Here is a 19,314-nt window from a genome sequence, read left to right as displayed (position 1 = left end):
TCAAACTATAGCTGTACTAAATCAAATCAAGCATCATTCAGTTGTTATTTCTATAGTGACAAACGATCCACAAAGTATTTAGTGCATTAAGAATCAAGACCAGGAGCCAATCATGAGCCATCTGTTAGACAAATTGCGCTTTTTTAAGACGCGCAAGCAGCCATTTTCCAATGGTCACGGCGTTACCACCAATGAAGATAGAACTTGGGAACAGGGTTATCGCCAACGCTGGCAACATGACAAAATTGTTCGCTCAACTCATGGTGTTAATTGCACCGGTTCTTGTAGCTGGAAGATTTATGTTAAAGACGGTCTGGTGACTTGGGAAACCCAACAAACCGATTACCCTCGCACTCGTCCAGACTTACCAAATCATGAACCTCGCGGCTGCCCACGTGGTGCGAGCTACTCTTGGTATATATACAGTGCGAACCGGCTTAAATATCCCAAGGTTCGTCAACAATTAATGAAACTGTGGCGGGAAGCCCGTTTAATACATTCTGATCCAGTTAAAGCCTGGGCCTCAATCGTCAGTGATCCTTTCAAAGCAAAAAGTTATAAAGAGCGACGTGGTTTAGGTGGATTTGTCCGCGCCAGTTGGGATGAAGTCAATGAAATTATTGCCGCTTCCAATGTATATACGACCAAAGAATATGGACCGGATCGCGTCTCTGGCTTTTCTCCGATTCCTGCCATGTCAATGGTTTCTTATGCCGCAGGCGCAAGATATCTATCCCTGATTGGCGGCAACTGCTTAAGCTTTTATGACTGGTATTGCGATTTGCCTCCATCATCACCACAGATATGGGGGGAGCAAACAGATGTCCCCGAGTCTGCTGACTGGTATAACTCTAATTATATCATCGCGTGGGGTTCCAACGTTCCACAGACGCGTACACCTGATGCTCACTTCCTGACCGAAGTGCGTTACAAGGGCACCAAAACCTGTGTGATCACGCCAGATTATTCTGAAGCGTCAAAATTTGGTGATACATGGCTTGCACCCAAGCAAGGAACTGATGCCGCACTGGCAATGGCCTTTGGTCATGTCATTCTTAAAGAATTCCACGTTGATAGTCCAAGTGAATATTTTAAAGATTATGTTCAACGTTACACCGATATGCCTATGTTGGTCATGTTGGAACAAGGTGATCAGTACCTGACTCAAGGACGTTTCCTGCGTGCTGCCGATTTAGTCGACAATTTAGGTGAAGACAATAACCCAGACTGGAAAACAGTGGCAATAAATCAGGATGGTCGTCTAACCAGCCCTAATGGCTCAATAGGCTACCGTTGGGGACAAAGCGGAAAATGGAATTTGGAACAAAAAGACAAACAAGGTGACATCGACCTTTGCCTGTCTCTAAAAGACCAACACGATGAGTTGGTTGAAGTTGGGCTACCTTACTTTGGTGGCGCTCCACATGAATATAAATACTTCCAACACACTGAACACAGTGACATACAACGCCGAAAAATCCCTGCTAAACGAGTGACTTTAGCGGATGGTAGTACCGCGCTGGTGGCAACAGTATTTGATTTAACATTGGCACATTACGGTGTTGATAACGGCATTAACGATGAGAATCGTGCACAAACTTACCAAGATAATGTGCCTTACACTCCGGGTTGGCAAGAGGCGATTACCGGCGTTAAACCTGCAGATGTTATTCGTATTGCCAAAGAATTTGGCCGAAATGCAGATAAAACTCGTGGTCGTTCGATGATCATTGTGGGCGCAGGATTAAATCACTGGTACCACATGGATATGAACTATCGTGGCCTTATCAATATGCTGATGATGTGTGGTTGTATTGGCCAAAGTGGTGGTGGTTGGGCACACTATGTTGGCCAGGAAAAACTGCGCCCTCAAACTGGTTGGACACCGTTAGCATTCGGACTTGACTGGCAGCGCCCTCCTCGTCATATGAACGGGACATCATTTTTTTATAACCATGCCAGTCAGTGGCGTTATGAAAAACTAAACATGAGTGAAATTGTTTCACCATTGGCGAATCAGGAAAAATGGACGGGTAGTATTTTGGATTACAACAGCCGCGCTGAACGTATGGGCTGGTTGCCTTCTGCGCCGCAACTTGGAACAAATCCACTAAAATTAGCTGATGAAGCAAAAGCTGCCAATATGGATGTACAGGACTATGTACTTCAGCAACTCAAAGATCGCAAAATTAAATTTGCCTGCGAACAACCAGAAAATCCACAAAACTTCCCACGCAATATGTTTGTATGGCGCTCTAATCTGCTGGGCTCATCCGGTAAGGGGCATGAATACATGCTACGTCATTTGTTGGGCACCAAACATGGCTTATTAGGCAAAGATCTTGGTGAATCCAATGGTGCCAAACCTGAAGATATTGAATGGACTGATCAAGCCGCGGAGGGCAAAGTGGATTTATGGGTTACGTTGGACTTTAGAATGTCTACTACCTGCTTATACTCCGATATCGTTTTACCTACCGCGACTTGGTACGAAAAAGACGATATGAATACCTCAGATATGCATCCATTCATTCACCCATTAACTGCGGCAATTGATCCGGTTTGGGAGGCGCGCAGTGACTGGGAAATATTTAAAGGTATTGCCAAAGCATTTTCTAAAGTTAGCGAAGGACACTTAGGCATAGAAACAGACGTCGTGACTACACCGATGCACCACGACACTCCTGCCGAGTTGGCGCAACCATATGGGGTTAAAGCCTGGTGGAAAGGAGAGTGTGAAGCTATTCCCGGTATGACAATGCCACATATTAATGTTGTTGAACGTGACTACCCGAATACTTATGCCCGCTTTACTTCTGTTGGGCCGTTGCTGGAAAAAATAGGTAACGGAGGAAAGGGTATTAGCTGGGATACTAAAGCCGAAGTTGATTTCTTACGCAAATTGAATCGCACACACACTGATGAAGGTATCAACAAAGGCATGGCCAAAATCGACAGTGCCATTGATGCGTGCGAAGTGATTCTGTCTCTTGCACCTGAAACCAATGGCCAGGTGGCAGTAAAAGCCTGGGATGCACTAGGCAAGTTTACTGGCCGTGATCATACTCATTTAGCTATCCCCAAAGAAGACGAAAAAATTCGTTTTAACGATATTGTTGCACAACCGCGCAAGATTATTTCTTCTCCGACCTGGTCAGGTCTGGAAGATGAACATGTCTCGTATAATGCCGGTTATACCAACGTTCATGAATTAATCCCCTGGCGCACGATTACAGGACGACAACAGTTCTACCAGGATCACGAATGGATGCGTGATTTTGGTGAGCAGCAATGTAGTTACAAACCACCCATTAACCTTAAAACAGTGGCTCCGGTCCTTAATAAAAAACCTAATGGCAACAAAGAGATTGTACTTAACTGGATTACACCTCACCAGAAGTGGGGAATACATAGTACTTATTCTGACAACTTATTGATGTTAACGCTTTCACGCGGTGGCCCCATTGTTTGGATCAGTGAAAGTGATGCCGCCAATGCGGGTATTGTCGATAACGACTGGATCGAGGTGTTCAACGTTAATGGTGCTATTGTCGCCCGAGCTGTTGTTTCACAGCGTGTTCCTGAAGGAATGAGCATGATGTATCACGCACAGGAGCGTGTCGTCAATATTCCGGGTAGTGAGCAAACCGGTACACGTGGAGGTATTCATAATTCGGTTACCCGAGCAGTAATGAAACCTACCCACATGATAGGTGGTTACGCCCAACAAGCATATGGATTCAACTATTACGGCACTGTCGGTTGCAATCGTGACGAATTTGTCGTCATGCGAAAAATGGACAAGGTTGACTGGCTTGATACGAAATAAGGTGGAGTGATTAATATGAAAGTTAGAGCTCAAATAGGCATGGTGTTGAATTTAGATAAGTGTATCGGTTGCCACACTTGCTCCATTACCTGTAAAAATGTCTGGACCTCACGAGAGGGCGTTGAATATGCCTGGTTCAATAACGTTGAAACCAAACCAGGTGTTGGATTTCCCAAAGAATGGGAAAATCAGCAGAAATGGAATGGAGGTTGGGTACGCAATAATAAGGATAATTTGGAACTAAAAATCGGTGCTAAACGTCGTGTTTTGGCCAATATTTTTGCCAATCCTGATTTACCTGAGATCGATGATTATTACGAACCGTTCGATTTTGATTACCAACACTTACATAATGCCGAAGATAGCAAGCACCAACCCGTTGCCCGTCCTCGCTCATTAATTACCGGTAAGCGGATGGAAAAAATTGAATGGGGTCCAAACTGGGAAGAAATTCTCGGTACCGAATTTGCCAAACGTAAGGTCGACCAAAACTTTAACGAAGTCGTACAAAAAGATATCTACGGCCAGTTTGAAAAAACTTTTATGATGTATCTGCCCCGCTTATGTGAGCATTGTCTTAATCCTGCGTGTGTAGCGGCTTGCCCCTCTGGTGCCATTTATAAACGCGAAGAAGATGGCATTGTACTCATTGATCAAGATAAATGCCGTGGTTGGCGGATGTGTGTATCCGCCTGTCCCTACAAAAAAATCTACTACAACTGGAAAACCGGAAAGTCTGAGAAATGTACATTCTGTTTTCCACGTATTGAGGCCGGTCAACCAACCGTCTGTTCCGAAACTTGTGTCGGACGTATTCGTTATCTCGGTGTCTTGTTATATGACGCCGATAAAATAGAAGCTGCTGCGAATACACCCAATGAAAAAGATTTATACCAGGCACAATTAGATATCTTTTTGGATCCGAACGATCACAAAGTAATAGAAGCAGCTAAAGCCGAAGGTATAAATGATAACTGGATCAAAGCGGCACAACGGTCGCCGGTATATATGATGGCAATGGATTGGAAGGTCGCACTGCCATTACACCCTGAATACCGGACACTACCAATGGTCTGGTATGTTCCGCCTTTGTCACCCATTCAAAGTGCGGTTGAAGCCGGTCATGTCGGTATGAATGGCGAAATTCCTGACCTGAAGTCGTTGCGTATCCCATTGCGTTATCTTGCCAATATGTTAACCGCTGGCGATGAGGCACCGGTTGTTACAGCGCTGGAAAGAATGATCGCAATGCGTGCATTTAAACGCTCCCAGCAAGTAGATGGCATCGAAGATATTGAAGTACTCAAGCAAGTTGGGCTAACACCGGTACAAGTAGAAGAAATGTATCGTTATATGGCACTGGCAAATTACGAAGATCGCTTTGTTATTCCAACCAGTCATCGTGCTTATGCTGAAAATGCCTACGATCTGAAAAGTAGTTGCGGATTCAGTTTTGGTAATGGTTGTGGTGACGGCAACAATAACGTCAACTTGTTTGGCACCAAAGCCAAAGGAGTACGTCAAGTCATTCCTGTAGAGATTAAGGAGTAATAACAATGAAAATTTTACAACTACTCTCATTGTTACTGGATTATCCATTGCAGACTTTAGTAGATGCTAAAGATGATTTATTGCTTGTGGTTGACTCTTCCACCATTGATGCTGGAGATAAAGCGGCGATAAATCAGTTTATTCATGCTCGTTGCGAAAGTGACTTAATGGACTGGCAATCGGACTATGACGGATTATTCGAACGAGGGCGCTCACTCTCGTTACTCATCTTTGAACATATTCATGGTGAATCCAGAGATCGCGGGCAGGCGATGGTCAATTTGGTTAATCAATACAAACAAGCCGGTCTGGAATTGGGAGTTAAAGAGTTGCCTGATTATTTGCCACTGTATATGGAATTCTTGTCCACTCAGGGAGAACAAAATACTCAGATAGGTCTGGAAGAAATAGCACCGGTATTGGCAGTACTGGCTTGCCGTGCGGATCAACGAAAAACAGATTATGCGGTAATTTTCCATATCCTATTGAAGTTATCTCGTGCTGAAGTCGATTTGGCTGATATTAGAGATCAGATCAGCAATGAAAAGCGAGATGACACGGCTAAAGAACTTGACAAGGTGTGGGAAGAGGAAATGGTGACCTTTATGGGAAATGATCAGGCTGATACGGGATGCGGTAGTGGAAACCGGCCCTCGGAACAGCAACGTCGGGATCACTTTATTCCACTCAATAATGAATTGCAGAATAACAGTGGTAGTAAGCTATTTGCCGCTGCTACAGCCAAACGCGTTTAAGGAGCATTCATATGGCACACTTTAATACCTTTGCTTTTGGCATATATCCTTATATTGCTATGGCAATCATGTTTATTGGCAGTTGGATCCGTTATGACCGTGAACAATACACTTGGAAAAGTAGTTCGAGTCAGTTACTCGAAAGTAAGCAACTAAAAAGAGGGAGCATCCCTTTTCATATTGGTATATTAGGTATTTTTTTCGGCCATTTATTTGGTTTATTAACACCACTTGAGATATGGCATTTACTGGGGATCACACCCCAAATGAAACAGATTATCGCGATCGGTGCCGGGGGATTATTTGGATTAATCTGCTTTTATGGCTTAACCATTCTGATTAAGCGGCGTTTATTTAATCCACGCATCAGGGCAACCAGTACTCCAATGGATATTGCGATTCTATTTTTACTCTATGCGCAGTTAATTTTAGGACTGTTTTCGATCACGGTTTCTCTTGGCCATTTGAATGGTGCAGAAATGATGAAATTGATGATGTGGGCACAAAATATTATGACGTTTAATAGCAATGTTGCTGTGACAGCAATCAACGACGTGCACTGGATTTTCAAAATGCATGTGTTTCTGGGAATGACATTATTTGTCGCTTTCCCATTTAGTCGCTTAGTACACATGCTCAGCGCACCTGTCCAGTATGTACGCCGACAACATCAAATAGTACGTCAACGGTTTGTTCGTTAGCAGAACAAGTATGATCTTTTGTTGCAGGGCGTTTCTGGTAACAAGAAACGCCCTGCCAATGGTTATCGCATTATATTCCCAACCGATTTTAACCTTTTTATGAGGTCAACATGATACAGGTCAATCAAACCACGATAAGTGAACAGGCGGTCATGGCTGAAGTACAGTATCACCCGGCATCCACTAAACGCTCCGCAACTTTAAAAGCAGCAGAGTCGCTGATTATTGGTGAAATATTACGTCAGCGAGCAAAAGTGCTGGGGTTAGTGACATCATTACGCTCTGCTAGCGAGGAACAGCTTTTTGATGAACTCATTAGCCATGAAGTCTCGATTCCAACCGCGACAACAAAGGAATGCGAGCAATATTACAAACAAAATCCTAATCGCTTTGAGAGCTCACCCTTACTCGAAGTGAGTCACATTCTGTTGGCGGCATCCCCGGACGATGGCAAAGCTCGTATTGAAGCCAAAACGCTATCAGAAGACATAATAGAGCAATTACAGCAAGGGAGTAATTTTGCGGATTTAGCGCGTCGATATTCCGCTTGTCCGTCAAAACAGACACAAGGAAGCTTGGGGCAGATTAGCCGAGGGCAGACTGTTGCTGAATTCGAGCGACAAATTTTTACAGCAGAGCCAGGCTTGATGCCTCAAGGTATAGAAAGTCGATACGGTATTCATGTGGTTTATATTCATCGGAAAATCGCTGGGCAGATATTACCTTTTGATACAGTTAAATTGCGTATTACTGAGTATTTAAACGAAAAAGTGCGCCGTAAAGCGGTTGCCCAATATATCCATAGGCTAATCACAGAGGCCGATATACAAGGTTATGATTTCAATCTGTCAGATTCACCATTGATGCAATAATAAACAGCGTTACCCTATCCGAACATGAGATTCTGCCGTTAGATATGCTTGAGCGTTTTTATCCAAACATGTCCTGAAAAAGGATAGCAAACCCAACCAACTGGCTAGTATTGCCAGTTTTATCACGCCCCTGACTCTCAGGGGCTTTTTTTGATACCACCGATGGGGTAAGTCATGCCCGAACGATGCGCTCTGCATCCATATCCAAGTCGAAGCAAACAAAAACCGTGTAGATCTATCTACTGTAGGGCGTTAAGCTGAAACACAATATATAGTCATATTTTACAACAGAGACACAATATAGAGTATTTATGTTGAATTTCACAACAGAGCAAATTGTATTTCAGGAAGTACCGGATGAAGTTTCTCTGGCTTATACCATTAGTGGTTGTCCATTAGGTTGTAAAGGATGTCACAGTGCTGATAGTTGGCAAAGACAAAGTGGAAAAAGCCTAACCCGGGACTACTTTTACCAGCGACTAAAAACCTACCAAGGCCTGATAAGTTGTGTATTATTTTTGGGGGGGGAGTGGCAAGCCGATAAATTACTGTCTCTATTAAAACTGGCCAAAAGTCAAAAACTACACACCTGTCTGTATTCCGGGTTGGATAATATACCAGTCCAATTAAAAGCCGAATTAACTTACCTAAAGACCGGGCGCTGGAATGCGGAGCTCGGTGGTCTTGATAGTCCAATTACTAACCAGCGATTTTTTGATTTACGTACAGGCGAGTGCCTGAATTATCGTTTTGTTCGAACATAACCAAGTGAGAGAAAAATAATGCAAACCCTAAACCACCAACAACTGCAGCACAAAATAAACTTTATTGAACAATACCTGCATGCAGAAAATGCGGCTGATGGTTCTAAAATGGATGCCAATGCCAACGTAACACAAAAAAACATTGCTACACTGGAAGCAGAGCTTATGAAGGATCAGTTTATCCAGGTTAATCGAGCATTAGTGAGTAGCAAAATAAGTGAACTATTCGATACTGAACTGGCGGCAGAATATTTACGACAAATTGAGCAGCATGAAATTTATGTACATGACGAAACCAGTTTAAAACCTTATTGTGTCTCGCTGACAATGTATCCTTTCTTGCGTGATGGCTTAACAAAACTGGGAGGTGAATCCAAAGCGCCTAAACATCTGGAATCCTTTTGTGGTTGTTTCGTCAATTTTGTTTTTGCTGTGAGCAGCCAGTTTGCCGGTGCAGTAGCAACTGTAGAGTTTCTTACCTATTTTGATTATTTTGCCAGAAAAGATTACGGTAATGACTACCTTAATACCCATACTAAACAAATAAACAATCATCTTCAGCACGTTGTTTATGCGCTCAATCAACCGGCGGCCGCACGGGGATATCAAAGCGTATTCTGGAATATCTCGATATATGACCAACATTATTTTGATAGCATGTTCGGACAGTTTGTATTTCCTGATTTTGTTAAGCCTCAATGGCAATCTGTTTCAGCACTCCAAGCCCACTTTATGAATTGGTTTAACCAGGAGCGGGAAAAAACAATATTGACATTCCCCGTAGTGACCGTCGCCATGCTAACTGAAAATGGACATTGTAAGGATGAACAGTTTGCCGATGAAATTGCTACTCAATTGGCCCGGGGAAACTCGTTTTTTGTCTACCAATCAGATAATGCCGATTCTCTCGCTTCATGCTGTCGTTTGCGTAGCGAAATCAGTGATAATACCTTTTCTTATTCTTTGGGGGCTGGAGGTGTGGCTACCGGATCGATTAATGTGATTACCATCAACATGAATCGCCTGGTTCAAGATGGACGGGATTTGGCCCAAGAGATCGACAAAATTCACAAGTATCAGGTTGCTTATCGCAAGTTAATGGAAGAATACCAAGCTGCTGGTTTGCTGACTGTTTACGATGCCGGTTTTATTTCACTGGATAAACAATTTTTAACTATAGGTATTAATGGCATGGTTGAAGCAGCTGAATCACATGGGATCGCTGCAACCAATAATGTTGAATACATTAATTTTGTTCAGAAGCATCTAAAAGTTATTTATGATGCGAATAAAACAGCTAAAGCCAAATACGGCTATATGTTTAACACCGAATTTGTGCCGGCTGAGAATTTAGGGGTCAAAAATGCTAAATGGGATAAGGAAGACGGATATTTTGTACCACGTGATTGTTACAATTCCTACTTTTACGTTGTAGAGGATGAGCAGATCAATTCGCTGGACAAGTTTCAATTGCACGGTAGACAATTGCTTGATTACCTGGATGGTGGCTCTGCATTACATTTGAATTTGGAAGAGAAGCTTGAGCAATCGGGATATCTACATTTATTAAATATTGCCGCTCAAACCGGCTGTAATTATTTTTGTGTTAACGTCAAAATAACAATTTGCAATCAATGTGAATGTATTGATAAGCGCACTTTACATTGTTGTCCCAAGTGCGGCAGCAAGGATATCGATTATGGTACCCGGGTTATCGGGTATTTAAAACGTGTTTCGGCGTTCAGTATTGGACGACGAACTGAGCATGCTTTACGGCATTATCATCGACAATCCAATAATAATATGCCGTTGGAAAAAGTAAGCTAATACCATCGAAATAAGTCAGTATTGTTACAAATCAAGGATCAATCTATGACAATGACCCTTGATTTGTACATTCTAACTAAAAATGACGGGTTTAAAATGAGCCAGATAGAAAACCGCTGTTAATTGTAGTATTGCCAGTAAGCTGGCCAATATGCGGGTCGATGCCTGAAACTTTGTCTTTAACGCCACCACACCAGACAAAATGTAGCCAATGACCATTAAAATTTTGACACCTAACCATTGATGGGCAAAAGGCTGCCACGGACCGATAGCTAACAAAGTGAAAGCTAATATTAAGAGTAATGTGTCGTTAATGTGTGGGAGATAACGTAAAAAACTGCTACGCCACCCTGGTTTGCCCGCTAGATCCAACAGTAAACGTAACAAAAATAATCCAGCACTTATGCAGGCACATAGAATGTGAAAGTGCTTCACCGTAATATAAAACTCCACGCAGTCTCCTAAACATGCAAATTAAGCATCAGATTCTAAAGCAATTGTCAGACACTCCCCATATCACTAAAGAGGTATTTTAGACCTAGTCTAACGAATGGTCGGGTTAAATAAACCCAAATGGGTTTATTTAACCATGCCCTGGCTGGGTTAAAATCACTTTTTAGTTAGAAAAATAAAATAATATCAATATAAAACAATAAGTTGCACTTTGGCGCGATTATTGTAGTGGGTGTTGGTGAGCCTAATTTTTGGCTGGATACAACTATTGGAGTGAATTATGACACGTTGCTGTAACGTCAAATTATTGGGGAGGTTATATGGCTGGCTATCGTAAATTATGGTGGTTGCTCATCGCGATTTTAGGTATTACGTTTAGCGTTTTGGGCTATTTTGGTACTGAAGTGTATCGTTCAGCCCCTCCTATTCCTGCTAAAGTGGTTAATGAGCAGGGTGAGGTCTTAATGACCAACGACTCGATTTTAGATGGTCAAACTGCCTGGCAGTCTGTCGGGGGAATGCAATTGGGTTCCATATGGGGGCATGGTGCCTATCAGGCACCTGATTGGACGGCAGACTGGTTACATCGAGAACTGTTGGCGTGGCTTGAATTGGCGGCACAGGATAAATTTTCCAAATCGTATAATTCATTAGCAGAAATTAATCAGCATTCACTACAGTTCGAATTAAAAAAAGCCTATCGCCATAATAGTTATGATGAACAGAGTGGAATCCTGCGGCTTGAACCACGGCGTATCCAGGCAATAACATTAACCGCTGAGTATTATATCAAGCTTTTTGGCGACGATGCGTCACTGGCGAAAACGCGTGCAAACTACGCGATGAAAAATAATACATTACCCTCACTTGAGCGACGCAAGGTGTTGACTCAGTTTTTCTTCTGGACTGCCTGGGCAGCGTCTACCGAGCGCACACCCAATCATGCGACCTATACAAACAATTGGCCGCACGAGCCTTTAATTGACAACAAGCCTACAGTGGAAAACCTAGTATGGTCGTTGGCTAGTATTATTTTGCTGATTGCCGGTGTGGGCGCACTGGTTTGGGGGTGGTCTTTCTTGCGTAATCACGATGAGGAAGAGCCAGAGGCACCTAAACTCGATCCTATTGCAAAACTTAGTTTAACCCCGTCACAAAAAGCATTAGGTAAATATATTCTGGTGGTGGTGGCCTTGTTTACTTTACAAGTATTTCTGGGTGGTTTCACCGCGCATTACACTGTTGAAGGTGATGGTTTCTATGGTTTGAATACGACGGAATGGCTTCCCTACAGTTTGGTTCGTACCTGGCATATACAAGCAGCCATGTTCTGGATTGCCACAGGTTTTTTAGCTGCAGGATTATTTTTAGCGCCCATTATTAACGGTGGAAAAGATCCCAAATTTCAGAAATTAGGTGTCGATATTCTTTTCTGGGCATTAGTCGTGCTCGTTGCCGGATCTTTTGCCGGAAACTACTTTGCGATTATGCAAAAAATATCACCGGAATTGAGTTTCTGGTTTGGACATCAGGGCTATGAATATATAGACATTGGGCGCTTTTGGCAGATTATTAAATATGTAGGTGTACTTTTCTGGTTAGTACTAATGCTACGTGCGGTTATTCCTGCCCTAAAGTCTCCCGGCGACAAAAATTTACTCGCGTTGTTTGCCGCTTCGGTTATCTGTGTAGGGTTGTTTTACGGCTCTGGCTTGTTTTATGGTGAGCGGACACATTTATCAGTGATGGAATACTGGCGCTGGTGGGTAGTCCATTTATGGGTAGAAGGGTTTTTTGAAGTCTTTGCTACTGTTTCACTGGCCTTTATTTTCCATAGTATGGGATTGGTTTCACGTACAATGGCAACCAGTGCAAGTCTTGCATCGGCATCGTTGTTCATGCTTGGTGGTGTGCCTGGAACTTTTCATCACCTTTACTTTGCTGGTACAACAACGCCGGTTATGGCAGTTGGAGCAATGTTTAGTGCTTTGGAAGTTGTTCCGTTAGTCGTGCTAGGTTATGAAGCATGGGAGCAATGGAGGATGCAAAAACGGGCTTCATGGATGATAAATATCAAATGGCCACTGATGTTTTTTGTTGCTGTTGCGTTCTGGAATATGCTCGGGGCCGGCGTATTTGGTTTTATGATAAACCCGCCTATTGCACTGTACTATTTGCAAGGCTTAAATACTACGCCGACTCATGCTCATGCCGCTTTATTTGGTGTATACGGTTTTCTCGCTTTGGGTTTCTGTTTACTGATTCTCCGTTATATACGCCCTCGTTTGGTGTTCGACGAAAAGCTGATGAAAACCGCTTTTTGGTGGATGAATAGCGGGCTTATATTGATGTTGTTTACCAGCTTGTTGCCAATTGGTTTTATCCAGTTTTATGCCAGTGCTTCAGAAGGTTTATGGTATGCCCGTAGCGAAGCCTTTATGCAAAGCGGTCTATTACATACGTTACGCTGGGTACGTACTTTTGGTGATGTCGTGTTTATTGTTGGTGCGTTGGCGGTTAGCTGGCAAGTGGTCAAAGGTGTATTTAACCGGTCCGCAGCACTAGAAAAATAACGCTATTTCAGAGAATGTCGATTATTTACAGGCGTCACCGTTATCGTGACGTCTGTTAACTCAACAATCTGGCTAATATGGCTCGAAAGGATAAACCATTCGTTAAATTGTGCAGAGCAATCACTATCCCAGAAGAGGTACTCATTAATTCAACTCTGTCAGGACGGGTAATTTTGTTACACTAATATCCGATATACACAATATGGTTTTTACATGAATATTGAATCTTATTCAGATTTACTGCTTGCCGCGGGCATGCAAAGCGAACCTCAGCGCTTGTTATTTGTTTTTGCTAAAGCCGAGTTACCTGCGGGTTATACCCACAAGCAAAAAGATAATTTCGAACAGGGCAAAGGTGGTACCTTATCTCCCGTGTTGTGTGTAGATAAATTACCTGAAGAAGTGACTGATTTTAAAGTGCTGGTGTCAGAATCTAATGTCATAGGTGTTAATTGGGATATTGCATTTGTTTCAGCGTTGGCTGGTCGAGGCGGTTTTTCCCCCAATAGTGATGAAGCTAGTCAACCTCTGAAAATGATGACTGAAAAAATTCAAAATGGCATGATAAATGAGTTTCTGACGTTTAATAAGCAGGGAGAACTAGTTTCACTTTATTAAAACGCATGAGGTAACTCCTGCGTTCAATGGGAGTGGATTACCGTTGTGTTGGACAGACTGGTATCCATAAAATATTGCTTCGCCATTTTTCATCGCGATAGTATAAGCAGCGAGAGTAGCTTGTTAATTTATACCACTTTGGAATAACGCTGTTGGCTTTGTTGCAGGTACGCATCAAAACATGCGCAGATACTTCTGACCCACAGACGTCCGAGAGGGGTAACAACGATTTTGTTAGAGTTCATTTGAACCATTTTGTCCTTAATAAACGGTTGCAAGCGCTGTAATTCCATTTCAAAGTACAAATCAAACCGGTCAATTTTCCATTGCTGACAATATGACTCGATATCCAATTCGAAATGACAAATCAATTGGCTGATCAATGCAGCACGTATTTTATCGTCGTTATTCAAACTAAAACCACGCTCTGCAGGCAAACATCCGCTGTTGATGTGTTGGTAATAGATGGGTAATTCTTTACTATTTTGCCATAAGATGCCATTGACTTGACTAATACTGGACACCCCTAACCCGATTAGTGCATCTTGTCCGGTAGTGGTATAGCCTTGAAAATTACGCTGTAATTTTCCTTGTCGTTGAACGAGAGCAAGTGTGTCATTCGGTTTAGCAAAATGATCCATACCAATAAACTGGTATCCTGCATTTACAAAAGCCTTAATACCTAATTGCTGTAACTGTAATTTTAGTGGTGCATTGGGTAGATTGGCGTTATCCAGTTTTCGTTGTGCGGCAAACCGATCAGGTAAATGTGCATAACTAAATAGTGAAACACGGTCTGGTTCCAGCGCAATAATTTCTTTGAGTGTTTGACTAAAGCTATCGGGATGCTGAAAGGGTAAACCGTAAATCAAATCTAAATTTATCGAGTCAAAACCTAACTCTCGGCTCAGCTTGACTTGATGACGAATCAAATCAGTATCTTGTACCCGATTAATAGCAATCTGTACTTTTTCATCTAGATCCTGAACCCCATAACTGACACGGTTAAACCCCAGTTGACGCAAGTGAATCAGTTTTTGATCACTGCAACTCCGAGGATCAATTTCGATACTGATTTCTGCATCTGAATTTAATACAAAATGCTGTTTGACCAATGTCATCAAACGAGTCAATTGCTCTTCTGTTAAGAAGGTAGGTGTACCGCCACCGAGATGAAGCTGATTAATACGTTTATGACTTAGTAACGCCGAGTAAAGGAGCATTTCTTGTGCGAGTGCATCCAAATAGATTTCGGCTTTATGTTGATGACGGGTAATGACTTTATTGCAGCCACAGTAAAAGCATAATTTGTGACAAAATGGGATATGAATATAAAGGCTCAATTCTGTTGCAGCAGTTTTGATTGCACGTGCAATATTGTTCCGGTCAAATTTGCTTTCCAGTGCTAGTGCTGTTGGATAAGACGTATAGCGCGGACCGTTAATATTGTATTTACTAATGAGTTTGGGATCCCATTCCATCATAATTACCTTTTTACTTCGCCGTATATATCCTGGAGTTGTCCGCAGTCGTTCGATCTCATTTCCGTTTTAAATGAACCTTGCTGTTGTACCAACCAGTCCAATCCGTAGGACAGTAAACGTGGAAATCGTTTATTATCGATGCTATCCAGCAAATTTTTACAATATAAGCCCAGCTCAGTATCCCCCAACATTACCAGACGTCGCTGAAAAAATAGCGTGTCCGGATCCACGCTGTTATTGATCATGGCAAGAAATTCAACTGAACTGGCCCTAATAAGCAAATCCTCATTTGTAGGAGATACACAGACTTTGAGCCTTCCTTGTTGCAGGCTAATACCAAAAGCCAGTTGATAGTCATACACATCAATAACCAACGTTTTGTTGTTTAGAAAATCCAGGTCACCTTGCCTGCACTCAGCACGAAAAAATTGGTTGAATACCAAGTTTAACAAATGAACCTGTAAAAGAGGGGGAGCATAGCGGTTAATTGTCCGCATAAAAGTAGGTAGGCCTACTACCACTTTGTGGTTAACTCTTTTAATATCAATCATATACGCTCAAATTTCAAGAATAACATCGTATAATAAAAGCATAATTCGCACACTGTGAAAATAACCTCTCAGAGGTAGTACAGTGATTCTGGAACAAAGGTAACCGAATGGAGTTGTTATGCCCGGCAGGCAGTATGCCAGCATTAAAAACAGCTATCGAACATGGTGCCGATGCTATTTATATCGGTTTAAAAAACGATACTAACGCCCGTCATTTTGCTGGCTTAAATTTCGATGATGCAAAACTGTATGAAGCGGTAAAATTTGTACATGCACATAATAAAAAATTGCATGTTGCAATTAATACCTTTGCTCATCCTGATAATTGGCAACGTTGGCAAAAGGCAGTTGATTGTGCTGTTGAGGCCGGTGTCGATGTGTTGATTTTGGCGGATATTGCCGTACTGGCTTATGCAGCGGAACGGTACCCCAAAATAGAGCGCCATTTGTCTGTACAAGCTTCTGCCACCAATGCAGCAGCTATAGACTTTTATCGTCAATTTGACATTAGTCGAGTAGTGTTACCAAGAGTCCTTTCTATTCAGCAAGTTCGCGCTCTGGCACATAGTTGTAATATCGATCTGGAGGTTTTTGCCTTTGGTAGTTTGTGCATTATGGCAGAAGGACGGTGTTATTTAAGTTCTTATATGACAGGAGAGTCTCCCAACACTGCTGGGGCTTGTTCTCCGGCAACTCATGTTCGTTGGCAGGACAATAATGGCACACTGGAGTCGCGACTAAACGGTATTCTGATAGATCGGTTTGCCCCTAATGAAACCGCCGGTTACCCCACTTTGTGCAAAGGGCGTTTTAGTGTTGGAGACGATACATATCATGCTCTGGAGGAACCTACCAGCCTGAATACACTGGATTTATTACCGGTGTTATATAAAGAGGGTATCCGCTCGCTAAAAATAGAAGGTCGTCAGCGTAGCCCTGCCTATGTAGCTCAAATTACCCGAGTTTGGCGGGCTGCCATTGATGCATTAAAGAATGATCCGGAACGTTTTGTTGTACAACAAGAATGGCAGAATATTCTCTCATCATTGTCTGAGGGGAGCCAAACAACATTGGGTGCCTATCACCGAAAATGGAAATAAAAACTATGCTGTTCTCACTCGGCCCCGTTCAGTATTTTTGGCCAAAACAACAAATGCAGGCTTTTTACGAAGAAGCCGCTGAATCTGACATCGATATTATTTATTTGGGCGAAACTGTATGTAGCAAAAGACGTGAACTGAAATTTAATGATTTTATGCGTTTGGCACATATGTTACGCGAAGCAGGAAAACAAGTGTGCTTATCGTCGATGACACTGATTGAGGCCCCAAATGAGCTACGTGAGCTACGTAAGTATGTCGATAATGGTGAATTTTTGCTGGAAGCCAATGATGTTGGTGTTATCGCTATGTTGCAGGAGAATGCTTTACCTTTTGTCGCTGGGGCCGCGATTAACTGCTATAACCAGCATAGTCTGCGCCGCTTGGTGGGCATGGGATTAACGCGTTGGGTAATGCCGGTAGAGTTGTCGCAATACTGGTTACATACACTATTGTCGAAAAGTGTTATTCGCGATATTCGAGATTGTTTCGAGACAGAGGTCTTGGCTTTTGGTCACTTACCTTTGGCTTGGAGTGGTCGCTGTTTTACCGCGCGATCGGAAAACCGTAGCAAAGACCAATGTGAACTGTGTTGTATCCATTATCCGCAAGGAAGGGAAGTGAAAAGTCAGGATGGAACCTCTGTTTTTGTATTAAATGGTATCCAGACTCAATCAGGATATCGCTATAATTTGATTAATCAATTACCAGATATGGGGAACGATGTTGATATTGTTCGTTTAAATCCTCAGCCTGAAGGTACGTTTGATTGGCTAGCAAAATTTAAAGCCAACATTGACGGTGAAGCCCCGATTCCGTTGTCCCCAACGGAGAGTAACGGTTATTGGCTACAGTTGGCTGGCATGGTATCAGCTTAATGAGATATTAATATCGATTTCTAGCATTATTACTCGTAACAGGACGAAATTAACGATGCAAATAACAGATCTTGCAGCAGAACAAAAATTGTTTCCTTTACTTCGCCAGGCATTTCGCCCTATGTTCCTGTTTGGTGCGATATTTAGCGTCATTGCTATGGCATTGTGGGGCTTAGCACTGACCGGCCATATACAACTTTACCCGTTTGCCAATATCCTGTTTTGGCACAGCCATGAAATGTTGTTCGGGTTTGTTTGTGCTATTGTGATTGGTTTTTTGCTGACTGCTGTTCAGAACTGGACCGGGCTGCGAGCCCCTCATAATAAAACGCTGCTTTTTATTACGCTCTTGTGGTTAAGCGGGCGTCTGTTATTGTTATTTGGTCAGAATCTGTCGATATACTTTGTTGCTGCTGTCGACTTAAGTTTTTTACCTGTGAGCGCCATATTACTGGCACGCCCTCTGATTCAAGCCAAACAACAGCGTAACCTGTTTTTTGTACCCGTGTTGTTGTTGCTAACTTTCTGTAACGCCATGATGTATTTTGGCGTTGCAACTCAACGGCATGACATCCAATTGTTAGGTGCTCAAAATGCCGTCTGGTTGATAACGTTATTGATGGCCATTGTCGGCGGGCGCGTATTACCTATGTTTACGGCCAATGGCACCTTAACGACAAAAGTTACCGCAATCAAATGGTTGGATATTGCTGCATTAGGATCATTGTGGCTTATTTTTATATTACATTTTTTTATGTTGGATAATGACGTACCTCCTGTTGTCATGAGTGGTTTGTTTGCTATCAGTGCACTATTTACCGCTTTACGTTGCTTACGTTGGAAAATCTGGATTACGTTGAAAGTACCTTTATTATGGTCGTTACATTTGGCTTATTGGTTTATTCCATGTGGATTAGCTTTATACAGCGCTCGCTATGCCGGAGCCAATATCAGTAATAGCATTGCCCTTCATGTTTTTACAGCTGGTGCTATGGGGTTGATGATTTTAAGCATGATTTCCCGTGTATCATTGGGTCACAGTGGCCGAATCATTAAGCCCAAAACAATTATGTCGTTTGCTTTTTTATTGGTTATTTTGGCAGCGGGTATTCGTACTTTGCTGATAGGGATTTGGCCTAGCCTGACCATGCAATGGTTAACATTCGGCATTATCACTTGGGTGGTGGCGTATTTGCTATATGTGCTGGTTTATTTCCCAATTTTAACCACACCCAGGCCAGATGGCAGACCAGGTTAATCCTACCCTTAAAGTGGTAGGGCGTCTCTAATATTGACTTGTATCAAATTAAAACTAGCAGCCCAGTATTTATACTCGTTACTCCCTTAATTATTACCTT

The 19,314-nt window shown here is 42.5% G+C and carries 15 protein-coding genes; 12 read left to right on the top strand and 3 right to left on the bottom strand.

Going from position 1 to position 19,314, the window contains the following annotated elements:
• Positions 1-112 precede the first annotated feature (112 nt).
• The 7 genes from ACTD55_RS05515 (at position 113) to nrdD (ending at position 10,299) form a co-directional block, all read left to right on the top strand.
• Positions 113-3,829 (top strand): nitrate reductase subunit alpha, encoded by a 3,717-nt coding sequence (locus ACTD55_RS05515; protein WP_438863315.1) that lies wholly within the window; start codon positions 113-115, stop codon positions 3,827-3,829.
• Between the two features lie 15 nt (positions 3,830-3,844).
• Positions 3,845-5,380: a nitrate reductase subunit beta gene (gene narH / locus ACTD55_RS05510; protein ID WP_438863314.1), complete on the top strand. Its 1,536-nt coding sequence runs from the start codon at positions 3,845-3,847 to the stop codon at positions 5,378-5,380.
• Positions 5,381-5,385: 5 nt separating this feature from the next.
• Complete coding sequence (gene narJ, locus ACTD55_RS05505) at positions 5,386-6,135, top strand: nitrate reductase molybdenum cofactor assembly chaperone (protein ID WP_438863313.1); 750 nt, start codon at positions 5,386-5,388, stop codon at positions 6,133-6,135.
• Between the two features lie 11 nt (positions 6,136-6,146).
• On the top strand, positions 6,147-6,836 hold the full coding sequence (gene narI / locus ACTD55_RS05500; protein ID WP_438863312.1) for a respiratory nitrate reductase subunit gamma: 690 nt from the start codon (positions 6,147-6,149) through the stop codon (positions 6,834-6,836).
• A gap of 110 nt (positions 6,837-6,946) precedes the next feature.
• Positions 6,947-7,708 carry a peptidylprolyl isomerase gene (locus ACTD55_RS05495; RefSeq protein ID WP_438863311.1) on the top strand — a complete coding sequence of 254 codons (762 nt, stop codon included), beginning with the start codon at positions 6,947-6,949 and terminating at the stop codon, positions 7,706-7,708.
• A gap of 311 nt (positions 7,709-8,019) precedes the next feature.
• Positions 8,020-8,472, top strand: coding sequence for an anaerobic ribonucleoside-triphosphate reductase activating protein (nrdG, locus tag ACTD55_RS05490; protein ID WP_438863310.1), 453 nt, complete (start codon positions 8,020-8,022; stop codon positions 8,470-8,472).
• A gap of 18 nt (positions 8,473-8,490) precedes the next feature.
• Complete coding sequence (gene nrdD, locus ACTD55_RS05485; protein WP_438863309.1) at positions 8,491-10,299, top strand: anaerobic ribonucleoside-triphosphate reductase; 1,809 nt, start codon at positions 8,491-8,493, stop codon at positions 10,297-10,299.
• Positions 10,300-10,371: 72 nt separating this feature from the next.
• On the opposite strand, the gene ACTD55_RS05480 is transcribed toward nrdD, so the two are convergent.
• Positions 10,372-10,752, bottom strand: coding sequence for a SirB2 family protein (locus tag ACTD55_RS05480; protein WP_438863308.1), 381 nt, complete (start codon positions 10,750-10,752; stop codon positions 10,372-10,374).
• Between the two features lie 320 nt (positions 10,753-11,072).
• On the opposite strand from ACTD55_RS05480, the gene ACTD55_RS05475 reads away from it, so the two are divergent.
• Entirely contained in the window at positions 11,073-13,325 is a 2,253-nt protein-coding gene (locus ACTD55_RS05475) for a nitric-oxide reductase large subunit (RefSeq protein WP_438863307.1), read from the top strand.
• Between the two features lie 213 nt (positions 13,326-13,538).
• The gene (locus tag ACTD55_RS05470) at positions 13,539-13,943 is read left to right on the top strand and encodes a ribonucleotide reductase subunit alpha (RefSeq protein ID WP_438863306.1); all 405 of its coding nucleotides are present in this window, start codon (positions 13,539-13,541) and stop codon (positions 13,941-13,943) included.
• Positions 13,944-14,071: 128 nt separating this feature from the next.
• Here the strand turns inward: ACTD55_RS05470 and hemN are convergent, their stop codons facing one another.
• Together hemN and ubiT are read right to left on the bottom strand one after the other, a co-directional pair.
• Positions 14,072-15,427 (bottom strand): oxygen-independent coproporphyrinogen III oxidase, encoded by a 1,356-nt coding sequence (gene hemN / locus ACTD55_RS05465; protein WP_438863305.1) that lies wholly within the window; start codon positions 15,425-15,427, stop codon positions 14,072-14,074.
• A 2-nt stretch (positions 15,428-15,429) separates the two neighbouring features.
• Positions 15,430-15,978, bottom strand: a complete 549-nt coding sequence (gene ubiT, locus ACTD55_RS05460; RefSeq protein WP_438863304.1) for a ubiquinone anaerobic biosynthesis accessory factor UbiT — start codon at positions 15,976-15,978, stop codon at positions 15,430-15,432.
• Between the two features lie 107 nt (positions 15,979-16,085).
• Here ubiT and ubiU point away from each other — a divergent pair, with 107 nt between their 5' ends.
• The 3 genes from ubiU to ACTD55_RS05445 are packed head-to-tail and all read left to right on the top strand — an operon-like array spanning position 16,086 to position 19,214.
• Positions 16,086-17,078 (top strand): ubiquinone anaerobic biosynthesis protein UbiU, encoded by a 993-nt coding sequence (gene ubiU, locus ACTD55_RS05455; protein ID WP_438863303.1) that lies wholly within the window; start codon positions 16,086-16,088, stop codon positions 17,076-17,078.
• A 5-nt stretch (positions 17,079-17,083) separates the two neighbouring features.
• Positions 17,084-17,956, top strand: coding sequence for a U32 family peptidase (locus ACTD55_RS05450; RefSeq protein ID WP_438863302.1), 873 nt, complete (start codon positions 17,084-17,086; stop codon positions 17,954-17,956).
• A 55-nt stretch (positions 17,957-18,011) separates the two neighbouring features.
• On the top strand, positions 18,012-19,214 hold the full coding sequence (locus ACTD55_RS05445) for an NnrS family protein (RefSeq protein WP_438863301.1): 1,203 nt from the start codon (positions 18,012-18,014) through the stop codon (positions 19,212-19,214).
• Positions 19,215-19,314 lie beyond the last annotated feature (100 nt).

It is taken from the genome of Neptunicella sp., assembly GCF_048268085.1.
GTDB lineage: Bacteria > Pseudomonadota > Gammaproteobacteria > Enterobacterales > Alteromonadaceae > Neptunicella.
This window is presented reverse-complemented; position numbering and strand designations above follow the sequence as displayed.